Source organism: Pseudomonas sp. A014 (assembly GCF_052378495.1).
Classification (GTDB): Bacteria; Pseudomonadota; Gammaproteobacteria; order Pseudomonadales; family Pseudomonadaceae; genus Aquipseudomonas; species Aquipseudomonas machongensis.
The window spans coordinates 2,290,066-2,312,357 of sequence record NZ_CP199001.1 but is presented as its reverse complement, the minus strand read 5'-3'; the positions used below and the strand labels follow the sequence as shown (position 1 = coordinate 2,312,357).

Annotated in this window: 9 protein-coding genes; 8 read left to right on the top strand and 1 reads right to left on the bottom strand. The window is 67.5% G+C overall.

From position 1 onward, the window contains the following. Positions 1-15,483, bottom strand: a complete 15,483-nt coding sequence (locus ACTYOL_RS10660) for a non-ribosomal peptide synthetase (RefSeq protein ID WP_444757895.1) — start codon at positions 15,481-15,483, stop codon at positions 1-3. Positions 15,484-16,090: 607 nt separating this feature from the next. Here ACTYOL_RS10660 and ACTYOL_RS10655 point away from each other — a divergent pair. Genes ACTYOL_RS10655 through ACTYOL_RS10620 form a run of 8 tightly spaced genes read left to right on the top strand, consistent with a single transcriptional unit; the run spans position 16,091 to position 22,172 of the window. Next, entirely contained in the window at positions 16,091-17,287 is a 1,197-nt protein-coding gene (locus tag ACTYOL_RS10655) for a PepSY-associated TM helix domain-containing protein (RefSeq protein WP_444757894.1), read from the top strand. Next, complete coding sequence (locus ACTYOL_RS10650) at positions 17,284-17,826, top strand: thiamine pyrophosphate-binding protein (RefSeq protein WP_153775003.1); 543 nt, start codon at positions 17,284-17,286, stop codon at positions 17,824-17,826. The genes ACTYOL_RS10655 and ACTYOL_RS10650 overlap by 4 nt, the downstream gene beginning before the upstream one ends. Then, positions 17,826-18,146, top strand: coding sequence for a hypothetical protein (locus ACTYOL_RS10645; protein WP_065864261.1), 321 nt, complete (start codon positions 17,826-17,828; stop codon positions 18,144-18,146). Before ACTYOL_RS10650 ends, ACTYOL_RS10645 begins: the two co-directional genes overlap by 1 nt. After that, the gene (locus ACTYOL_RS10640) at positions 18,143-18,712 is read left to right on the top strand and encodes a DUF6162 family protein (protein WP_063544435.1); all 570 of its coding nucleotides are present in this window, start codon (positions 18,143-18,145) and stop codon (positions 18,710-18,712) included. The genes ACTYOL_RS10645 and ACTYOL_RS10640 overlap by 4 nt, the downstream gene beginning before the upstream one ends. Positions 18,713-18,728: 16 nt before the next feature. Beyond that, positions 18,729-19,631 (top strand): metal ABC transporter substrate-binding protein, encoded by a 903-nt coding sequence (locus tag ACTYOL_RS10635; RefSeq protein ID WP_444757893.1) that lies wholly within the window; start codon positions 18,729-18,731, stop codon positions 19,629-19,631. Further along, entirely contained in the window at positions 19,628-20,374 is a 747-nt protein-coding gene (locus ACTYOL_RS10630) for a metal ABC transporter ATP-binding protein (RefSeq protein ID WP_054893231.1), read from the top strand. The genes ACTYOL_RS10635 and ACTYOL_RS10630 overlap by 4 nt, the downstream gene beginning before the upstream one ends. Then, on the top strand, positions 20,374-21,273 hold the full coding sequence (locus ACTYOL_RS10625; protein WP_054893230.1) for a metal ABC transporter permease: 900 nt from the start codon (positions 20,374-20,376) through the stop codon (positions 21,271-21,273). The genes ACTYOL_RS10630 and ACTYOL_RS10625 overlap by 1 nt, the downstream gene beginning before the upstream one ends. Then, the gene (locus ACTYOL_RS10620) at positions 21,270-22,172 is read left to right on the top strand and encodes a metal ABC transporter substrate-binding protein (RefSeq protein ID WP_153775000.1); all 903 of its coding nucleotides are present in this window, start codon (positions 21,270-21,272) and stop codon (positions 22,170-22,172) included. Before ACTYOL_RS10625 ends, ACTYOL_RS10620 begins: the two co-directional genes overlap by 4 nt. The last annotated feature ends 120 nt before the right edge of the window (positions 22,173-22,292 follow it).

The window sequence follows — 22,292 nt, the reverse complement described above, 5'->3', positions numbered from 1 at the left end:
TCAGTTCGTCTCCAACTCGGTGAGGAAGTCATGCATATCGCTCAGATCCTGCTCGAGATCGGTGGTCCGCAACCCTTCCAGCGCTTGCGCATAGCCCTGCAGGTCGTCGGCCTGGAAGATCAGTTCCAGCGGCACCTGTACCTGCAGTTGCGCCTGTGCGGCTGCCGTGGCTTGTGTCGCCAGCAGCGAATGCCCGCCCAGCTCGAAGAAGTTGTCGTCACGCCCCAAGCGGTCGACCTTCAGCACCGCAGCCCAGATATCGGCGATGGCGCTTTCCAGCTCGCCTTGCGGCGCGCGGTAGTCGCGTTGCATCAGGCTGGCATCCGGGGCTGGCAGGGCCTTGCGGTCCAGCTTGCCGTTGGGTGTCAGGGGCAGTGCGTCGAGGAAGACCAGATAGGTGGGGACCATGTAACCCGGCAGTGTCTCTTTAAGACGAACGTTGAGCTGCTCGCGCAATTTAGCCTCGCCGAGCGCCAGGCCTTGCGCGCTGGCCAGCACGTAGCCCACCAGTTGCGGGCCACCGACGCCAGGGCGGGCCAGCACCACCGCTTCACGCACGCCGTCCTGGGCCTGCAGGCGCGCCTCGATCTCACCCAGTTCGATGCGGAAGCCGCGGATCTTGACCTGGTGATCGACCCGTCCCAGGTAGTCGACCACACCATCGGCGCGCTGGCGCACCAGGTCGCCACTGCGGTACAGGCGTGCGCCCGGCACACCGTAAGGGTCCGGCACGAAGCGCTCGGCGGTGAGCGAGGGGCGGTGCAGGTAGCCGCGCGCCACCCCTGTGCCGCCGAGGTACAGCTCGCCCGCGACGCCCTGGGGCAGCAGCGCCGCCGAGTCGTCGAGCACGTAGGCACTGCGGTTGCCGATGCGGCTGCCGATCGGCGCATAGGCTGCCTGGCAACGTTCGGCGCGATCGGCTTTCCAGATCAGCGGGGTGACCACGGTTTCGGTCGGGCCATAGCCATTGATGATGTGCTCGGGCGCAAGCACGGCCTTGACCAGCTCGAACGCGGCTTCCGGCACCGCGTCGCCACCGAAGCAGTAGATGCGCACCGGCGGCGGGTTGCCGTGCTCACGCACGTGTTCGGCCAGCTGCTGCAGGTATACCGGCGGGAATGCAGCGACCGTGACGCCATGCCGGTGCATGGCCGCACAGGCCTGCTCGGCGGTCCACAGTTGCGGATCGCGAATCAGCAGGCGGCCGCCGTGCAACAGGCAGGTCAGCCAGCGTTCATGGGCACCGTCGAAGGCGAACGACATGAAGTGCAGCTCGCAGTCGCGTGCGCTCATGGCGTAGCGCTCACCGATCGCCAGGCAGTGCATGGCCAACGGGCCATGGGCCACGGCAACGCCCTTGGGCTGGCCGGTGGAGCCGGAGGTGTAGATCACGTACGCCAGGCCCTCGGCGTGCACCGGGCGCTGCGGCGCGCTGCTCGGCAGCGAGGCGCTGGCCAGCTGGTCGATGCACAAGGTCGCCACGGTTTGCGCGGCAGGCAGGCGCGCCAGCAACTGCGAATGGGTGAGCAACAACGCCATGCGCGAGTCCTGCATGAGGTAGGCCAGGCGCTCTTCGGGGTACTCCGGGTCGAGCGGCACATAGGCCGCGCCGGCCTTGAGCACCGCCAGCAACGCAACCAGCATCTGCGGGCCACGCTCCAGCGCCACCCCCACCAGCGCCTCGGCGCCCAGCCCTGCCTCGATCAAGCCATGGGCCAGGCGGTTGGCCTGCTGGTCGAGTTCGGCATAACTCATTTGCTGCTCGCCGAACAACACCGCCACCGCCTCCGGCGTGCGCTGCGCCTGGGCCTCGAACAGCTGGTGCACTGCACGAGGCGAATCGAAGCGTGTATCTACGTGATTCCACTGCTCCACCAGTTGCGCACGCTCCTGCCCGGTGATCAGCTCCAGCGCGCCGATGGCCTGGCCCGGCGCCGCCTCGAGCAGTTGCTCAAGGACCTGGCGCAGGTGCCCGGCGACCTGCACGATGCGCGCATCGTCGAACGCTTCGCGCAGGTAGCTGTAGTGCACCTGCAGGGTCTGCTCCAGGGCGATGGCCAGGGTCAGCGGGTAGTTGGTGCGCTCGTGGCTGTCGATGGCGCCGAAGCCCAGGGCGGGCACCTCGGCCTGGCGCAGGGCCTCGGCCACCGGGTAGTTCTCGAACACCACCAGGGTGTCGAACAGCGCCTCGCCGCCCTGCCCGGCCCAGCGCTGGATATCGTACAGCGCGGTGTGCTCGTGCTCGCGCAGGGCCAGGTTGTGCTGCTGCAACTCGGCAAGCCATTCGCCCAGCGCCTGCTCGGCACGCACCTGCGCCACCACCGGCAGGGTGTTGATGAACAGCCCGACCTGGCGTTCGATACCGACGATCTCCGCCGGACGCCCCGAAACCGTGGCGCCGAAGCACAGCGCCTGCTGGCCGGTGTAGCGCTGCAGGAGGATCAGCCAGGCGCCCTGCAACAAGGTGTTGACGGTCACCTTGTGACGGCGCGCCAACTCGCCCAGGCGCTGGGTGAATGCGGCATCGAACTGCTGGTAGTGGTCGCCAAACGGCGCTTGCGCCACGGCTTCGCGGCGCACGAAGGCCTGGGCCAGTCGGGTCGGGGCCTCGAGCACACTCAGTTGCTCGGTCCAGAAACGCTCGCTCAGCCCGGCATCCTGGGCCTGCAGCCAGGCCAGGTAGTCGCGGTAACGCCCGACATGGCCGATCTCGCGGCGCGCGGCGTAGCGCTGCAGCACCTCACCCAGCAGCTGCGAATTGCTCCAGCCGTCGAGTAGGATGTGGTGATGGGTGTAGATCAGGTGGTGACGCTCATCAGCCGTACGTACCAGCACCAGGCGCAGCAGCGGCGCGCGGGCAAGGTCGAAGCCCTGGGCCTGTTCCTCGGCCGCCAGGCGATCGAGGGCGGCGGCCAGGTCCTGGTTGCCGCGCAGGTCGAGCACGCGGAACGGCACCTCGACCTGCTTGTGCACCAGTTGCAGCGGCCGCTCGACATCGCCCTGCCAGAGGAACACGCTGCGCAGGCTGTCGTGGGCGTCCAGCGCCTGCTGCCAGGCCTCGCGGAAACGCGCCGGGTCCAGGCCGTCGATGTCCACCCGCATCTGGTTCACGTAGTCGCTGGCGTCCTGCTGGTACAGGCTGTGGAACAGCATGCCCTGCTGCATCGGCGACAACGGCACGATGTCTTCGATCTGCCGCGCAGCGACCGGCAGCGCATCCAGTTGCGCCTGGGCCAGCGGGTAGAGCGGGAAGTCCGAAGGTGTCACGCCTGCTTGGCCGGGCTGGCAGCAATGCTCGACCAGGGCCTGCAACTGCTCGGCGAAATCGCGGGCCAAGGCTTGCAGGGTGGCGTGGTCGAACATCTGTGTGCTGTAGGTCCAGCTCAGGTCCAGTTCGCCGTCGTACACCTGGCCGTTGATGCCCAGCCAGTTGGCCAGCGGCGCCTGGGCGCTCTGCTCGGCGCCACTGGCCTCGCCGCTCGGGCTGAACAGCGCGCCATCGTCGGCCTGGAAGCTGCCATCGAACTGGCCCAGGTAGTTGAAGGTCACCCGTGCCGCCGGCAAGGCCTGCAGCGCTTCACGGGTCGAGGCATCGGCGAAGCGGCGCAGGGCACCGAAGCCCAGCCCTTTGTTGGGCACGCCGCGCAACTGCTCCTTGATCTGCTTGAGCGAGTCGCCCAGTGCCTCGGCCGGGGTGAGGCACACCGGGAAGACGCTGGTGAACCAGCCCACGGTGCGGGTCAGGTCGAGGTGCTCGGCCAGTTCTTCACGGCCATGGCCTTCGAGCTCCACCAGCACGCTGCCCTGCCCGCTCCAGCGGCACAGGGTGCGGGCCAGGGCGGTCAGCAGCAGATCGTTGACCTGGGTGCGATAGGCGGCGGGCGCTTCCTGCAACAGGCGCTGGGTCGTGGTTTTGTCCAGGCGCGTATGGACCATCGCCGCATGGGCGTTGTCCAGCACCGCCGTTGGTGCGGCGCACGGCAACTCGGCGGCGCCCTGCAGGCATTGCTGCCAGTAGCCCAGCTCAGCGCTGTGCTCGGTGGCGTAACGACGCAATTGCTCGGCCCAGTCGCGCTGCGAGCTGGTCTTGCCCGGCAAGGCCAGGGGCTTGCCGCTGCTCAGTTGCTCGAAGGCCAGTTGCAGGTCTTCGAACAGGATGCGCCACGACACGCCATCCACTGCCAGGTGGTGGATCACCAGCAACAGGCGCTGGCTGCCGTCCGGCAGGTCCGCCAGCACGGCGCGCAGCAGCGGGCCATCGCCCAGCGACAAGCTGCGCTGGGCCGATTCGGCCAAGGCTTCCAGTTCATCGGCAGTGTTCAGGGTGCGTTGCCAGAGCAGCTCAGTCGGCTGCTCGCCGAGTGGGCGGTAATGCGCCTGCCAGCCAGTCTCGCGTTGGGTGAAGCTCAGGCGCAGCGCATCGTGGTGTGCAACCAGTGCCTGCAACGCTTGCTCCAGGTAACCCGCGTGCAGCGGCTGGGCCGGCTTGAGCAGTACCGACTGGTTCCAGTGGTGACGCTCGGGGATATCGGTGTCGAAAAACGCTTGCTGGATAGGCAGCAGCGGCATCTCGCCAGTTAGCGGGCCCTGTTCGATCAGGTACACGCCCTCGCCTTCCTGGGCCACGGTCGCCAGCCCTTGAACGGTCTGGTGCTGGAACAGCGCCTTGGGCGTGAAGCGAATACCCGCCTGCCGCGCCCGGCTAACCACCTGGATCGAGATGATCGAATCGCCGCCCAGTTCGAAGAAGTTGTCGGTCACGCCAATCGGCGAAACCTTGAGCACTTCCTCCCAGATCGCCACCAGGCGTTTTTCCAGCACGCTGCGCGGTGCCACCTGACGCGCCAGGGCAGTGGCCTGCGGCGCGGGCAGCGCCTTGCGGTCGAGCTTGCCATTCGGCGTCAGCGGCAGACGTTCGAGGAACAGCCAGTGGGTCGGCACCATGTAGTCCGGCAGGGTCTGCTTGAGCCAGGCCTTGAGCGGCTCGGCATCATCGAGCAATGCCGCAGCAGCGACATAGCCGACCAATTGCGTACCCAGTTCGCCCTGACGGGCGACCACCGCCACCTCACGCACCTCGGGGTGCGCCAGCAGGCGTGCCTCGATCTCACCCAGCTCGATACGGAAACCGCGCACCTTGACCTGATGGTCGATACGCCCCAGGTATTCGATCGACGCGTCTTCGCGGTAACGCACCAGGTCGCCGGTGCGGTACATGCGCCCGCCTTCACCGGTGAACGGGTCGGCGACGAAGCGCTCGGCACTCAGCCCTGGCCGGCGCAGGTAACCGCGCGCCAGGCCCTCGCCGGCCAGGTACAGCTCGCCCGCCACACCCACCGGCTGCGGCTGCAGGTGGCCATCCAGCACGTAGGCGGCGGTGCCCGGTAGCGGCCGGCCAATGCTGGCCCGGCCGTTGGCCTGGCGCAGCACGCAGGTCGAATAGGTGGTGTCTTCGGACGGCCCGTAGAGGTCGTACACGCGCTCGATACCCGGCAGCGCATACAGCGCATCCACCAGCGACTGTTTCAGCGGTTCGCCCGCCAGGTTGATGGTGCGCACACTGGGCGGAATCGCCCCGGCCTGCAGCAGCGCGGCAATCGCCGAAGGCACGGTGTTGATAAGGGTCACGCGCTCGCGCGCGGGCAGCTCCGGCAGCGCCAGGGCGTTGTCGGCGAGGATGAAATGACCGCCGCCGGCCAGGGTCACGAACAGCTCCCAGACCGACAGGTCAAAGCAGATCGAGGTGCTCGCCAGCACGCCTTGCAGGTCGTCCTGGCTGTACAGCCCCTGGGCCCAGCGCACCAGCGCCACGGCATTGCCATGGGTGATCGCCACGCCCTTGGGCAGCCCGGTGGAGCCGGAGGTGTAGATCACGTACGCCAGGTGCTCGGCATCGTCATGCTGGACCGGCGCATGGGTCGGTTGCAGCGCCAACTGCGGGTCGTCATCGAGCAACAGCAGCGACTGGCCTTCGCTGATCACCGACGCCAATTGCGCGGCCTGATCGGCCTGGGTCAGCAGCAGGTGTGCCTGGCTGTCGCCGAGCATGTGCGCCAGGCGCTCGCGCGGGTAGGCCAGGTCCAGCGGCACATAGGCGCCACCGGCCTTGAGCACCGCCAGCAGGGCCACCACCAGTTCGGCGCTGCGCGGCAGTGCCACGCCCACCCGCACTTCCGGACCGACACCCAGGGCGCGCAGGCGATGGGCCAGGCGGTTGGCCTGCGTGTCGAGCTCGCGGTAGCTCAGCTCACGCGCGCCGCAGATCAGCGCCAGGGCCTCGGGGGCCTGCGCGGCGCGGGCCTGGATCAGACCGTGCAGGCTGGCGTGGGTCGCAGGCGGCAGCGCTGCCGAATTCCACGCCTCAAGCATGCGCTGCTGTTCGTCGGCAGCCAGCAGCGGCAGCCGCGCCACCGGGCACTGCGGGTCGTGCACCACGGCCTGCAGCAGGTGCTGCCAATGGTCGGCCAGGCGCTCGATGGTGGCGTGGTCGAACAGGTCGGTGGCGTAGGTCAGCGACACTTCGATGCGTGCCTCGACCTCGGTGGTGTCCAGGCTCAGGTCGAACTGCGCGGTGCCGCTGTCCCAGCTGAGCGGTTCGAGCGTCAGGCCTTGCAGGGAGGTCGCGGTGGCAGGCGTCACCTGATGGTTGTGCATGACCTGGAACAGCGGGCTGTAGCTCAGGCTGCGCTGGGGCTGCAGGGCGTCGACCAGTTGCTCGAACGGCAGGTCCTGGTGGGCCTGGGCGCCGAGCACGGCCTGGCGTACCTGTTGCAGCAGTTGATCGAAACCGGCCGCGCCGTCGACCTGGGCGCGCAGCACCTGGGTGTTGACGAAGAAGCCGACCATCGACTCGGTCTCGGCCCGGGTGCGGTTGGCCACCGGTACGCCGACGCGGATATCGGACTGGCCGCTGTAGCGGTGCAGCAAGGCCTGGAAGGAGGCCAACAGGTAGACGAACAGGGTCACGCCCTGGGCGCTGGCCTGCTCGCGCAGCGCTGCCACCAGCGGCTCGGCCAGGCTCAGGTCGAGCCGTGCGCCGCGCTGGCTCTGCTCGGCAGGCCGCGGGCGGTCGAACGGCAGCTCCAGCACAGGCTGTTCGTCGCCCAGTTGCTCGCGCCAGTAGGCCAGTTGCCGAGCGCCCTCGCCCGCCTCCAGCCATTGGCGCTGCCACTGGGCGAAGTCGGCGTACTGCAAGGCCAGGGGCTCGACTGCCGCGACCTCGCCACGGCAATGGGCGAGGTAGCGCGCCTGCCACTGTTCGATCAGCAGTTGCATCGACCAGCCGTCGGAGACGATGTGGTGCTGGGTCATCACCAACACATGGTCCCGCTCGCCCAGCACCAGCACGCGAACCCGCAGCAACGGCGCCTGGAACAGGTCGAACGGACGGCGAATCTCGCGTTGCACTTCGCGGCGGATGGCCGCCTCGTCGGCCTGCGCCTCCATGGCCTGGTAGTCGATCGCGAAGGTCAGCGCCGGGGCGATGACCTGACGGACCTCGCCGTCCTCTTCGACGAACGCGGTGCGCAGCGAGGCATGGCGATCCACCAGGTCCTGCACGCTGTGCGCCAGGGCGTCGCGATCGAGCACGCCGCGCAGGCGCAGCGCCGCCGGAATGTGATAGGACGCACTGTGCGGCTCTAGTTGCCACAGGAACCACTGGCGCTCCTGGGCGTACGACAACGCCAGCGGCCGGTCATGGCCCACACTGACCAACGCAGGCCCCGCCTCAGCGGCCTGGGCCTGGCAGGCCTCGGCGAACGCCTCAAGCACCGGCGCCTGGAACAGCACCCGCACCGGCACCTCGCGCTGCAACTGCTGACGGATGCGCACGACCACCTGCATGGCCAGCAGCGAATGCCCGCCACGCTCGAAGAAATGGTCGGCCAGGCCGATCTGCGGCACGTCCAGCACCTGGGCCCAGATGTCCGCCAGCGCCGCCTGCAAAGCATTGCGCGGAGCGATGTAGGCAGCGCTGCTCGCGTCTGGCTCGGGCAGTGGCAAAGCTGCGCGGTCGAGCTTGCCGTTGTTGTTCAGCGGCAATTGCTCCAACACCACGAGGTGCGCCGGCACCATGAACTCCGGCAGCGACTGGCGCAACGCGTCGCGCAGCGCGGCGACGAAGGCCGTGCGCGCATCGCCCTGCACTGCCTCGCTGGCAACCGGCACGACGAAGGCCACCAACTGCGCACCCTGGCCGGTCGCCTGGGCGATCAGCGCAGCAGCGCGCACCCCCGGCTGGGCCTGCAGGCAGGCTTCGATCTCGCCCATTTCGATGCGCATGCCGCGAATCTTCACCTGGTGATCGATTCGCCCGACATACTCCAGTGCCCCTTCGGCGTTGTAGCAGGCCAGGTCGCCACTGCGATAAAGCCGTGCGCCCGGCTCGCGGGCGAACGGGTCGGGCAGGAAACGTTCGGCGGTCAGGCCCGGACGCTGGTAATACTGCTGGGCCAGACAGGCCGGTGCGGCGATGCACAGCTCACCGACCGCGCCGGCGGGCAGCAGCTCGCCAGCGCCGTCGAGCACATAGAGCGCACGGCCGGCAATGGCCCGGCCAATCGGCACGCCGTGGCTGTCGCTGGCATCGCTCAGGCGGCAGGCATGCACGCTCGAGACCACGGTCGCCTCGGTCGGGCCATAGGTGTTGATCAGCGCGACCTCGCCAAGGCCCGCAGCGTGCCAGAGGCGCAGCCCTTCCACCGACATCGCCTCGCCGCCGACGTGCACCTGGCGCAATGCGCCCAGGCCGCGGCCCGGCTGCGCGGCGCACTCTTTGGCCAGCAGGTACCAGTAGGCCGCTGGCAGGTCGGCCAAGGTGACCTCGTGCTGCACGATGTGCTCGGCCAACTGCTGCACATCCCACAACGCCTCGCCCCGCATCACCAGCGCCGCCCCCAGGGCCAGCGGTGGATAGCACTGCTCGACGAAGCCGTCGAAGCTGAAGGTGGCGAACTGCAGCACACGGTCGTTGGCGCCCAGGTGCGAATACTGCGCGCCGCTCTGGCAGAACTCGCGCAGGGCGGCATGGCTGATGGCGACGCCCTTGGGCCGGCCGGTGGAACCGGAGGTGTAGATCACGTACGCCAGGTCCTGGGCGTGAGGCTGCACGAGCGGGTCATGCTCGGGCTGCACGTCCAGCGCCAGCTCGCCGGTCACCAGGCGCGGGACTTCGGGTGGCAGGCTCAGGCCCTGCAACAGGCCGTCGTCGCACAGCAGCAAGTCGAGCTGGCTGTCTTCGATCATGTAGCGCAGGCGCTCATCCGGGTAGGCCGGGTCGAGCGGCACGTAGGCAGCGCCACTCTTGAGCACGGCCAGCAGGCTGACGATCAGTTGCGGGCTGCGGCGCAGGGCCAGGCCGATACGTTTGCCCGGGCCCATGCCCTGGGCGATGAGCAAGTGCGCCAGGCGGTTGGCCTGGCGATTGAGTTGGCCATGGCTGAGCGAATGGCCCTCGCACGACACGGCCAGGGCGTCGGGGCTGCGCGCGGCCTGGGCGGCGATGCGCTGGTGCACCAGCGGTGTGGCAGACAGGTCGATCGCTTCGCCCTGGCTGTACGCCAACACCGCCTGCTGCGCGTTGTCATCCAGCAGGCGCAGGCTGCCCAGCGCGGCCGAGGGCTGCTCGATCATCTGCTGGAGCGCCTGGCAGAAAGCGGCGCACAACTGCTCGACCTGCGCAGCATCGAAGTGTGACAGGTCGTAGGCAAACTCCACGCTCAATCGCGCGCCCAGCTCGATGCCAAGGGTCAACGGGTAATGGGTGCGCTCGTGATTGCGCAGCGCGCCCACTTGCAACCCGGCCGGCGCGCCGTCACGCAGGGCCTCGGCCACAGGGAAGTTCTCGAACACCATCAAGGTGTCGAACAGCACGCCGCCCTGTTGGCCGGCCCAGCCCTGGACCTTGTACAGCGGCACATGCTCGAACTCGCGCAGGTCGAGGTTGAACGCCTGCAGCGTTTCCAGCGCCTCGCCGACCGACTGGCCAGGTGCTGCGCTGCACAGGACCGGCAGGGTATTGATGAACAACCCCAACTGCTCCTCGATCCCCGGCAATGGCGCCGAACGCCCACTGACGGTTGCGCCGAACGCCACGCAGGCCTGGCCGGTGTGACGTTGCAATACCAGGCCCCAGGCCGCCTGGAACAGGGTGTTGAGGGTGACTTTGCGCTGGCGGGCGAACTGGCCCAGGCGCTCGGCGAAGGCGTCGTCGAACAGGTGCAAGTGCTCGCCACTGCCCTGCCCTTGCGCACGACGCAACGCCGAGGCCAGCAAGGTCGGCCCCTGCAACGGCGCCAGTGCGGCCTTCCAGAAGCGCTCGCTGGCGTCCAAGGGCTGGCGCTGCAACCAGCCCAGGTAGTCGCTTAAACGCCCGCTGGCGGCGGCCACCGGCTGCCCGGCGTAGGTCTGGATCACCTGGGCCAGCAGGCTGGCATTGCTCCAGCCATCCATGAGGATGTGATGGCTGGTGTAGATCAGGTGCCAGCCACCGCCCTGCTGCGCCACCAGTTGCAGGCGGAACAGCGGTGCCTGGCGCAGATCGAAGCCGCGACGGCGTTCGGCGGCGGCTAGGGCATCGAGGTCGTGCACCCCCTCCAGCACCTGCAGCGGCAGGTCGAGATGGCGCTGCACCAACAGCTGCGCCTCGCTCAAGCCTTCCCAATGCACGCTGGCGCGCAGGATCTCGTGGCGCGCCATCGCCTCGCTCCAGGCCTCACGCAAGCGCGCGGGCTCCAGCCCCTGGATATCCAGGCGCAGTTGGTTGATGTAGGCACCGGCCTCGGGCTCGTACTGGGCGTGGAAGAACATGCCCTGCTGCATCGGCGACAGCGGATAGAGCGCTTCGATAGCGCTGGCAGCGACCGGCAGCGCATCGAGCTGGGCCTGGTCGATACGTGCGAGCGGGAAGTCGGACGGCGTCGCCTGGCCGGCCGGGGTTTGCAGGCAGTGGGCGATCAGTTGCGCCAGCTCGTCGCTGTAGGCCTGGGCCAGGCCTTCGACGGTGGCGTCATGGTACATCTGGCCGCTGTAGCCCCAGCGCAGCGACAGCTCGCCGGCATAGACCTGGCTTTCCAGGGTCAGCCAGTTGGCCAAGGGGGCCTCGGGATCCTGGGCCTGGCCGCTGCGCTCGGTGGCGGGCGCCCAGAGGGCACGGGCATCGAACTGCTGGTCGAACTGCCCCAGATAGTTGAAGGTGATACGCGCAGGCGTGGCCTGGCCGAGCGCCTGGCGCTGGGCCTCATCGCCCAGGTAGCGCAGCAGGCCGTAGCCCAGCCCCTTGCCCGGCACCGCGCGCAACTGCTCCTTGACCGCCTTGATCGAGGCGCCCACATCGTCACTGACGCTCAAGCGCACGGGGAACAGCGTGGTGAACCAGCCCACGGTGCGCGACAGGTCGATATCCTCGAACACCTCTTCGCGACCATGCCCTTCCAGCTGCACCAGCACCGCTTGCTGCGCGCTCCAGCGCGCAACCACCCGGGCCAGCGCGGTCAGCAGCAGGTCGTTGATCTGCGTGCGGTAGGCGGCCGGGGCGACGTGCAGCAACTGACGGGTCAGCTCGGCGTCCAGGCGTGTTTCCAGGGTGCGGCCGTGGCGGTTGAGCGCGGCGCCCTGGGGCATGTCGCACGGCAGGTCATGCTCGACACGCTGGGCGCGCCAGTAGTCCAGCTCGCCAGCCTGTTGCGCGGCCAGGGCAGGCAGCCGCGCAGCCCAGGCCTGCCAGGCGCTGGTCTTGGCGGGCAGCGCCTGTTGTGTGTAGGCGTGCTGCAAGTCTTCGAGCAGTACGCGCCAAGATACGCCGTCGACCACCAGGTGGTGGATCACCAGCAGCACGCGCTGGCTGCCATCGGCCATTTGCACCAGTACCGCGCGCAGCAGCGGCCCGTCGGCCAGGTCGAGGCTGCGCTGGGTGGCGTCGCAGAGCGCCGCCAGCGCCTCGGCATCGGCGGCCGTCTCCTCGCGCAGCAGCCCGGCAGGCAGCGCACCGTGCTCGGCCTGCCAGTGGCCGTCGCGCAATTGGAAGCGCAGGCGCAGGGCATCATGTTGCTCGACCAGACGCACCAGCGCCTGCTGCAGGCGAGTACCGTCCAGGGCCTGGCGCGGCGTCAGCAGCAGCGACTGGTTCCAGTGCGCCCGTGCAGGCACCGCCTGCTCGAAGAAGGCGCGCTGGATGGGGGTCAGAAGCGCCGGGCCCTGCACCGCGCCCTGCTCGGCCTGCACCTGCGTCGCACGCCCGGCAGCGCCAGCCAGGCCGCGCAGGGTCTGGAACTGGAACAGGTCACGCGGGCTGAACTGCAAGCCTTGGCGCCGGGCGCGACTGACCACCTGGATAGCGATGATCGAGTCGCCGCCCAGTTCGAAGAAGTTGTCGTCCAGGCCGATCTGTTCGACCCCGAGCACCTCGCTCCAGACCTGCGCGAGGATCTGCTGCACCGGCGTTTGCGCGGCCACGTAGGCACCGCGTGGCGCCGCATCGGGCTGCGGCAGCGCCTTGCGGTCGAGCTTGCCGTTGGGCGTCAGCGGCAGGCGCTCGAGCGGCATCAGGTGGGTGGGCACCATGAACTCGGGCAGCGCCTGCAACAGCCAGTCCTTGAGCCCCTGCTGCCAGCCATCGGGCTGTTCGTTGAGCACCAGGTAGGCCACCAACTGCTTGCCGTCCAACGCCAGCACCACGGCCTCACGCACCCACTCATGCTGGGCCAGGCGCGCCTCGATCTCGCCCAGCTCGATGCGCAGGCCGCGAATCTTCACCTGATGGTCGAAGCGGCCGAGGTATTCGATCACGCCATCGTTGCGCTGGCGCACACGGTCGCCGGTGCGGTACAGACGCTGGCCAGACACGAAGGGGTCGGCGACGAAGCGCTCAGCCGTCAGGCTCGGGCGGCGATGGTAGCCTCGGGCCAGGCCGACACCCCCCAGATAAAGCTCGCCGGAAACACCGGGGGCAACCGGCTCGAGGCCGGCGTCGAGCACGTAGGTGCGCAGGTTGGCGATCGGCAGGCCGATCGGTACGCTGTCGCGGCCTTCGTCGCGGCAGGTCCAATGGGTGACGTCGATGGCTGCCTCGGTCGGGCCATAGAGGTTGTACAGGGCTGCGCCCGGCAGGCGGGCGAACACCTGCACTTGGGCATCCACCGGCAGGGCCTCACCACTGCATACGATACGGCGCAGGCTGCTGCAGGCTTCGACACCCGGCTCGTGGATGAACGCCTGGAGCATCGAAGGCACGAAATGCAGGGTGCTGACCTGGAAGCGGCGAATGGTCTCGATCAAGCGCGCCGGGTCACGATGTTCACCCGGCGCGGCCACTGCCAGGCGCGCGCCGGTCATCAGCGGCCAGAAGAACTCCCACACCGACACGTCGAAACTGAAGGGCGTCTTCTGCAGCACGGTGTCGTCGGCGCCGATGGCGTAGGCCTCCTGCATCCAGTGCAGGCGGTTGGCAAGGGCCCTATGGCTGTTGCCAGCGCCCTTCGGCCGCCCGGTCGAGCCGGAGGTGTAGATGACGTAGGCCAGTTGCTCGGGGTCGATATCCACCCTCGGGGCACTGGTGGGCTGCTCGTCCAACGGCAACCGGTCGAGCGCCACGCACTGCACGCCCTGGGGCAGCGGCAGGCTGTCGAGCAGTGCCTGCTGGGTCAGCAGCAGGTCGATGCCACTGTCCTCGATCATGTAGGCCAGGCGTTCTGCAGGGTACTCCGGATCCAGCGGCACATAGGCAGCACCGGCCTTGAGGATGCCCAGCAGCCCCACCACCATTTCGACGCTGCGCTGCACGCTGATGCCGACCAGGCTGTCGCCCCGGGCGCCTTGGGCGCGCAGGTAGTGGGCCAACTGGTTGGCGCGGGCGTCGAGCTGGGCGTAGCTGAGCGCGTGCTCGCCAAACACCAGGGCCGGGGCCTGTGGCGCGCGGCGTGCCTGGTCTTCGAACAGCTGGTGCACCGGGCGTTCGAGCGGGTAGTCACGGGCGGTGGCGTTCCAGTCCTGAAGCACGGTGGCAAGGCTGGCGTCATCGAGCATCGGCACCTGCCACAGCGCTTGCTGTGGCTGCTCGACCAGGCCCCGCAGCAGGGCCTGCCAGTGCCGGGCCATGCGCTCGATGGTGGCGGCATCGAACAGGTCGCTGGCATAGGTGAAGGCTGCGTGCAGCACCCCACCTTGCTCGTAGGTGTCGAGGCTGAGGTCGAACTGGGTGGTGCGGCTGCGCCATTGCAGCGGCGCCAGTTGCAGGCCGGACGCCAGGGTGACGGTGGTCAGGTCGGCGACCTGCGGCTGGTGGTTGTACATCACCTGGAACAGCGGTGCGTGGCTGAGGCTGCGCTCGACCTTGAGCGCCTCGACCAGGCGCTCGAACGGCAGGTCCTGGTGCGCCTGGGCGCCCAGCACGGTCTGACGTACCGCTTGCAGATAGGCCAGCACGTCCTGTTGCGCTTGTGGCTGCAGGCGCAGTACCTGGGTGTTGACGAACAGCCCGATCAGCCCTTCGACCTCGGCGCGGTTGCGGTTGGCCACCGGGCTGCCGATGCGCAGGTCGCATTGGCCGGTGTAGCGTTGCAGCAGCATGCCGAAGCTGGCGAGCAGGACCATGAACAGCGACAGGTTGTGCTGGCGGGCAAAACCGCGCACCTGCTCGGTCAGTGCCGCGTCGAGCGGGAATGACTGGCGGCTGCCGCTGAAGCTGGGGGTGGCCGGGCGGGCGTGGTCCAGCGGCAGCTCCAGCACCGGCTGCTCATCGCCCAGCTGGGCCTGCCAGTACTGCAACTGGCGCTCCATCTCGCCGGCTTCGAGCCAGCGACGCTGCCACAGGGCGTAGTCGACGTACTGGATGGGTAGCGGCGGCAACTGCGGTGCCTGCCCGGCGGCAAAGGCGTCATAGGCGCGGCTGAACTCATCGATCAGCACATTCATCGACCAGCCGTCGGAAACGATGTGGTGCAGGGTCAGCAGCAGTACGTGCTCCTGCGCATCGAGGTGCAGCAGGCGCACCCGCAGCAGTGGTCCGTGCGCAAGGTCGAACGGGCGTAGCGACTCGGTTTCGGCTTCGGCACGAACCTGTGCCTCACGCTGGTCGGCGGCGAGATTGCGCAGGTCGACGCGCTCGATGTTCACGCGGGTGAGCGGGCGATGGGCCTGCTCCAGGCGATCATCGGCCTGGGGTTCGAAGACGGTCGTCAGGCTTTGGTGACGGGCCAGTACGGTGGCGAAGGCCTGCTCCAGGGCGGCGGCGTCCAGTTGACCTAGCAGGCGTACGGCGCCTGGGAGGTTGTAGGCGCCGCTCTGGGGGTCCATCTGCCAGAGCACCCACATGCGTTGCTGGGCGTAGGACAGCGCCTGGCGGTCTGGGGCCTCGATGCCGGCGGGGATGGGGAACTGGGAAAAGTCGATGCCCTCCTTGGCCAGGGTCTCGAGGAACACGCGGCGCTTTTCCAGCGGCAGTTCAATGAAACGGCGGGCCAGTTGCAGGGACTTCTCGGGATTCATCAGATTGCTTCCGTACGAGTGGGGTATCGGGCGGGGCCCGGCTATCCCTACGAAACGGATACATCTTGCAAAAAGTTAGGTTTTTGGGGGTGTCTGGGGGCGCTGGGTGGTGCTCGAGGCGCGTGAATATCCGATTTGGGTGGCGACGCGGAGTCACCTTTTCGCCTTTACGGCGACCTACTTTTTTTCTTGGAAAAAAGTAGGCAAAAACCGCCTGCTCCCACATACGGCCCCTGCGCTGCGCTCCGGGGTTCCCTCGCGCCGGCGCCTTCCGGGCCTTCGCGGACTCCGACTTGCTGCGCAAGTCTACTTCTCGCGACTTCGGCGGGACGCCGAAGGGCGCTGCGCGCCAGGGCCCTACAGACGCCTCTGCTCGGCCTCCTGAGGTCGCGATGGGTGGTGGCTGGGATATCGCGCGCTTAGAAGCAAGGGCAAGGGCAAGGGCAAGGGCAAGGGCAAGAGCAAGAGCAAGAGCAAGAGCAAGAGCGGGTTTGAAACATTTGCTTGCATTTTAGGCTTCAGGTTTTTGATTCTCATTCGTCCTATTAATTGCAGCCTTCAAGGTTGAGACGAAACTCGACCGCAATTTTCCTCAGAAGAACGACTGATGGCCCGACAAATTAAAAAATCCAAGTCCAAACTGTGGTTTCTGGTGCACAGTTGGCTTGCCCTGCCGATCTGGTTCTTTGTACTGATCGTCTGCTTCACCGGGATGCTTGCGGTGGTCAGCCAGGAGATCGTCTGGCTGGCGAACCCCGACGTGCGTGCCAGCCAACCGGACGACAACGCCGAACGGCTGAGCTTCCAGCAGGTCTTGAGCGCGTTGAACAAGGCCGAACCGGACATGGCGGTGCGCTTCATCAGCCAGCCGGATGGCTCGCACTTCGCCCTCGAAGCGGCAGTCACCTACCCCAACGGCACGTCGCCGACGCTCTACGTCAACCCCTACACCGGCGCCATCCAGGGCAAGACCCCCGACTTCAACTTCCAGGCCTTCACCCGCGCGCTGCACGGCTGGTGGCTGGTGCCGTTCACCAACGGCTATAGCTGGGGCTGGTACCTGGTGTCGTTGCTTGGCCTGCCGATGCTCGCTTCGCTGGTCACAGGGCTCGTGGTGTACAAGAAATTCTGGCGCGGGTTCTTCAAGCCGGTACGCACACAGCACGGCTCGCGGATCTTCTGGGGTGACCTGCACCGCCTGGCCGGGGTGTGGTCGATCTGGTTCATCGCGGTGATTTCGATCACCGGCACCTGGTTCCTGATCCAGGCCATTCTGGGCGACAACCACGTCACCATTTCCACCGAGCCGATCGTGCCGGTCATCGCTCGCGAGCAGGTGCCACAGAGCCCCGACGGCAATCCGGTGCCGCGTATCGACCTGGACGAGGCCGCCCGCATCGCCCAGGAGGCCATCCCCGGCCTGGACATCAGCTTCATCACCCTGCCCGCCACCGCCTACAGCCATATCAGCATGGGCGGGCGTGGCTGGTACCCGTTGATGTTCCAGACCGCCGAGGTCAACCCGTACACCCGCAACGTCGACAGCCAGTTCCTGCTCGGCGACCGCTCGACCCTGGAGTTCGTCACCGAATCCATGCGCCCGCTGCACACCGGTGACTTCGGTGGCCTGCCGATCAAGCTGATCTGGTTCTTCTTCGGCCTGGTACTCACCCTGATGGTGCTCAGTGGCCTGCTGATCTGGACCAAGCGCACTGCCCAAGCGACCGCCGCAGCGCTCAAGCGCAGCGAGCGCCCGGCACGCGTGCGCAGGCATGAAGACACCCCCGTGGAGGCCCAGCCATGAGCCAGACCCAAACTCAAACCCTGCCGCCCAGCGGCTTGAAGCAGTGGTGGCTGAAATGGCGCTTCCACATCAACATCCTGCTGATCCTCATCCCGCTGGGCTTCATGCCCAAGTACTTCGCCGATGCCAGCCTGTTCCGCGGTGACAGCGGCCTGGGCGCCAACGTGGTCAAGGATATCCAGGTCGACCGCTGGCGCCTGGACCTGGCCGAGTTGCGTGACGAAGCGCCACGCGCCGACGGCCCGGCCGGGCACTTCAAGGTGTTCAACGCTGCGCTCTGCCAGACGTGCACCGAGGGCGCCAAGGCCATCTACCTGCGCATCGGCAAGCCGCGCAACCTGCGCGCCGCCGGCTCGATCTTCTTCGGCTCACCCTACCGCATGAGCACCTCGCTGCCGATCCCGCCCCGCACCCGCCCAGACGCCGAGATCTGGATCACCATCGAAGGCTGGGACGGCAGCATGCACCAGGCATCCGTACCGCTGGCCAAGGCATCGCCGGCCACCGTCGCCTGGCTCGAGAAACAAGGAGGCAAATGATGAAACACCTGTTGCGCAGGCTTGCCCTGCCCCTGCTGACCTTCACCGCCCTGCCGGCATTGGCGCACAACCCGATGTGCGACTGCGTATCGGTGGCGGGTGATCAGATCAAGTGCACCGGCGGCTTCTCCGACGGTAGCGGCGCGCCGGGCGTGACGCTGGATGTGATCGGCTACGACGAGCAAGTGCTGGTCGGCGGCAAGCTCGGCGACGACTCGACCCTCACCTTCAAGCGCCCCGACGGCGAGTTCTACGTGCTGTTCGACGCTGGCCCCGGCCACGTGGTGGAAGTCGACCATGCCGATATAGGCGCGCCATGAGCCGCGCCCAGGTCATCCGCCCGGCCGGCGCCGGGCATGAAACCCTCTATGTACTGCTGGCGGCTCTGTTGATCGCCGCCCTCGCCGCGACCGTGGTCGGGCTGCGTGGTGAACGGGTCGACGAACAGACCATCGCCAGCCACCAGATCGACGCTCGCCGTGACCTCAACGCCGCCGAACAGGGCGTCTACACCGACCTGCACGTGGCCACCGAGGAAATCCTCGCGCTGCGCCAGGAAAACGGCCAGGCGCCCGCTGTGCAGGCACTCGCCGATGATGCGCTGCCGCCCTTCGTCGACGACACCAGCAGTGCCAGCCGGGGCCGCCATCAGTGGCAGTGGCTGGCCAGTGGCGCCTACCTGGGCTCGAGCCAGGACGCCGACGTTGCCGGCAGCTTCCTGTTGATCCTGCCGCAGGCCGACACCGCACCGGCCCAGGTGTGGCTGCGCCGCGACCGCAGCACCCGGGCCCCCGACGATCTTGGCCAGGCCGCGCTGATCGCCGCCGGCTGGCAGGAAATCGTCAGCCACTACGACGCCGGGGTCACCCGCGAACACCGTCACTGAACCCAAGGACCGCGCCATGCTCCGCTCCGCCCTCGCCTTTCTCCTGGCCTGCCTGCTCCCGGCACTGGCCCTGGCCGACAGCGGCAAACCGCTGCGCATCGGCATCACCCTGCACCCCTACTACAGCTATGTGAGCAATATCGTCGGCGACAAGGCCGAAGTGGTGCCGCTGATTCCCGCAGGCTTCAACCCGCATGCCTACGAGCCGCGCGCCGAAGACATCAAGCGCATCGGCACCTTGGACGTGATCGTGCTCAACGGCATCGGCCACGACGACTTCGCCGATCGCATGATCGCCGCCAGCGAAAAACCCGACATCAAGACCATCGAGTCCAACCAGAACGTCCCGCTGCTGGCCGCCACCGGCATCGCCGCGCGCGGCGCTGGCAAGGTGGTCAACCCGCACACCTTCCTGTCGATCAGCGCCAGCATCGCCCAGGTCAACAACATTGCCCGCGAGCTGGGCAAGCTCGACCCGGACAACGCCAAGTTCTACACCCAGAACGCCCGCGCCTATGCCAAGCGCCTGCGCGTGCTGCGCGCCGAAGCCCTGGCCAAGGTCACCGAGGCACCGGGCGCGGAGTTTCGCGTGGCGACCATCCACGCCGCCTACGACTACCTGGTGCGCGACTTCGGCCTGGAGGTCACAGCAGTGGTCGAGCCGGCTCATGGCATCGAGCCGAGCCCGGCGCAGTTGAAGAAGACCATCGATCAGCTCAAGCAGCTCGATGTGAAGGTGATCTTCTCGGAAATGGACTTTCCCTCCGCCTACGTCGAAACCATCGAGCGCGAATCCGGGGTGAAGATCTACCCGCTGACCCACATCTCCTACGGCGAATACACCGCCGACAAGTACGAGGTGGAGATGAAGCGCAACCTCGAGACCGTGGTCAAGGCCATCCAGGAGAACCGCGCATGACCGCCGCGGCCAACCTGGTCAGCGCCCAAGGCCCGCGCATCGACTTCGCCGGCATCGACCTCACCCTTGGGCGCACGCGCATCCTCGAGCAGGTGAGCTTCAGCGTTGCCGCCGGCAGCGTGCATGCCATCGTCGGCCCCAATGGTGGCGGCAAGAGCTCGCTGATCAAGACCCTGCTCGGGCAGATGCCGCATCAGGGACAGTTGACCCTGCACTGGCCCAGCGAACGCGAGGTGATCGGCTATGTGCCCCAGGCACTGGAGTTCGACCGTGGCCTGCCGATGACCGTCGACGACTTCATGGCCGCCATGTGCCAGCAGCGCCCGGCGTTCCTCGGGCTATCGCGCCGCGTGCGACCCGACATCGACGCCGCCCTGGCCAAGGTCGGCATGCTCGACAAGCGCAAGCGGCGCATGGGCGCGCTGTCCGGCGGCGAGCGCCAGCGTGTGCTGCTGGCCCAGGGGCTGATCCCGGAGCCGCAGCTGCTGGTGCTGGACGAACCCATGTCGGCACTGGATGAAGCCGGTATCCAGGTGTTCGAGCAACTGCTGCACGGCTGGCGCCAGGCCGGCACCACGGTGCTGTGGATCGAGCACGACCTTGAAGCGGTACTGCGCCTGGCCGACCGCGTCACCGGGCTGAGCCGCAAGCTGCTGTTCGACGCCCCGCCCGCACAGGCCCTGACCCCGGAGCGCCTGCTCGGGCTGTTCTCCGTCCACCCGCGCAGCGAGAGCCTTGCCTGATGAGTTATGAAGCCTTCCGCCAACTGGTCCAGCAATGGGCCACCGCTGGCTACCTGCCCGAGGCCCTGGCCTATGGGTTCGTGATCAACGCCCTGATCGCCGGCCTGATGATCGGCCCGGTGCTGGGCGGACTCGGCACCCTGGTCGTGGTCAAGCGCTTTGCCTTCTTCTCCGAGGCCGTCGGCCACGCCGCCCTCACGGGCGTGGCCATCGGCATCCTGCTCGGCGAGCCCTATACCGGGCCCTACGGCAGCCTGTTCGGCTACTGCCTGCTGTTCGGCATCCTGCTGAACTTCCTGCGCAACCGCACCGGCCTTTCGCCAGACACCCTGATCGGCGTGTTCCTCTCCGTCTCGCTGGCCCTGGGCGCCAGCCTGCTGCTGATGCTGGCCGGCAAGATCAACGTGCACATCCTCGAGAACGTGCTGTTCGGCTCGGTGCTCACCGTCAGCCCTCACGACCTGCTGGTGCTCGGTATCGTTGCCGTGCTGGTGCTGGCCCTGGCCCTGCCGCTGTACAACCGCATCATCCTCGCCAGCTTCAACCCACAGCTGGCGGCGGTGCGCGGCGTGGCGGTGAAGACCCTCGACTACCTGTTCGTGGTGCTGGTGACCCTGGTGACCGTGGCCTCGGTGAAGGTGATCGGCGCCATCCTGGTCGGTGCGCTGCTGGTGATCCCCGCCGCCGCCGCGCGTCTGGTCAGCCAGTCGCTCAAGGGCTTCTTCTTCGCCTCGGTGCTGATCGCCACCCTCAGCACCTTGCTCGGCATCCTGCTGCCGATCGTCTTCGACCTGCCCGTGCCCTCCGGCGCTGCAATCATCCTGGTGGCCGGTGTGTGCTTCGCCCTCGCGGCCCTCGCCCGCGCCCTCGTCCCCCGCCTGCAAGGAAACCCGGCATGAACCTTACGCTCAAACGCCTCACCCTGGCCCTGGTCCTGGCCGGCGCGCCCACCCTGGCGCTGGCCGCACAGCCCGCCAGCAGCGCCGCAACCACGCAAGTGCTGACCACCCTGCCGGTGACCCACAGCCTCGCTGTCGCCTTGCTCGACGGTACCTCGGTGCAGCTCAAGCGCGCGGCACCGGCCAACCTTCCAGCCAGCCGCCAGCCGTCGTACTTCGAGGGACGTGGTGGCGCGAGCCTGCAGAAGGATGCACGGCAGGCCACGGCGGTGATCGGCGTGCGCTCGATCTGGCATGACGATCCGCTCTATCCCATGGCGCGGCGCAGCAACATCCGCATCGTCGAGATCGACGCCGCACGCCCGGTCGATGGCGCCCTGCCCGGTATCGCGGTGGATGGCGACAATGCCTTCGCCAGCTATCCCTGGTTGAACCCGATCAACCTCGGACGCATGGCGGATGTGGTGGCCAACGACCTGGAGCGCCTGTCCCCCGCCGACAAGGACAAGATCCAGGCCAACCTGGCCGGGCTCAAGCGACAGATGCTCGAGCTGACGTCCAGCAGCCAGACCCGCCTGGCCGAGGCGGATAACCTCAGCGTGGTGAGCCTGTCGGAGCGGTTGGGGTATCTGGCCAGCGGGTTGAACCTGGATGTGGTGTCGCAGGCACTGCCGGCAGATGGCAAGTGGGACGAAGCGGCGCTGAAGGCGCTGGGAGAGACGCTCAAGACGCAGGATGTGGCGTTGGTGTTGCACCATCGTCAGCCTGAACCAGAGGTGCTCAAGGTGATCGAGGCGGCAGGCGCCAGGTTGGTGGTGGTCGACAGCGATCCGGAGGATACCGTGGTGGGATTGAAGAATAGTGTCGATGAAGTTGTGAAGATATTGGTAAAAGGTTGAAGGAGGCGTGGCGGGATTGTTTTTTTGGCTTAGGCCAGACCATTGCAGTGCCGGATGCCCGCCCTTATTAAAAGCCCGAATTAATGCAAATTCGGGCAATGCAAGATCATCAGCTGCCTC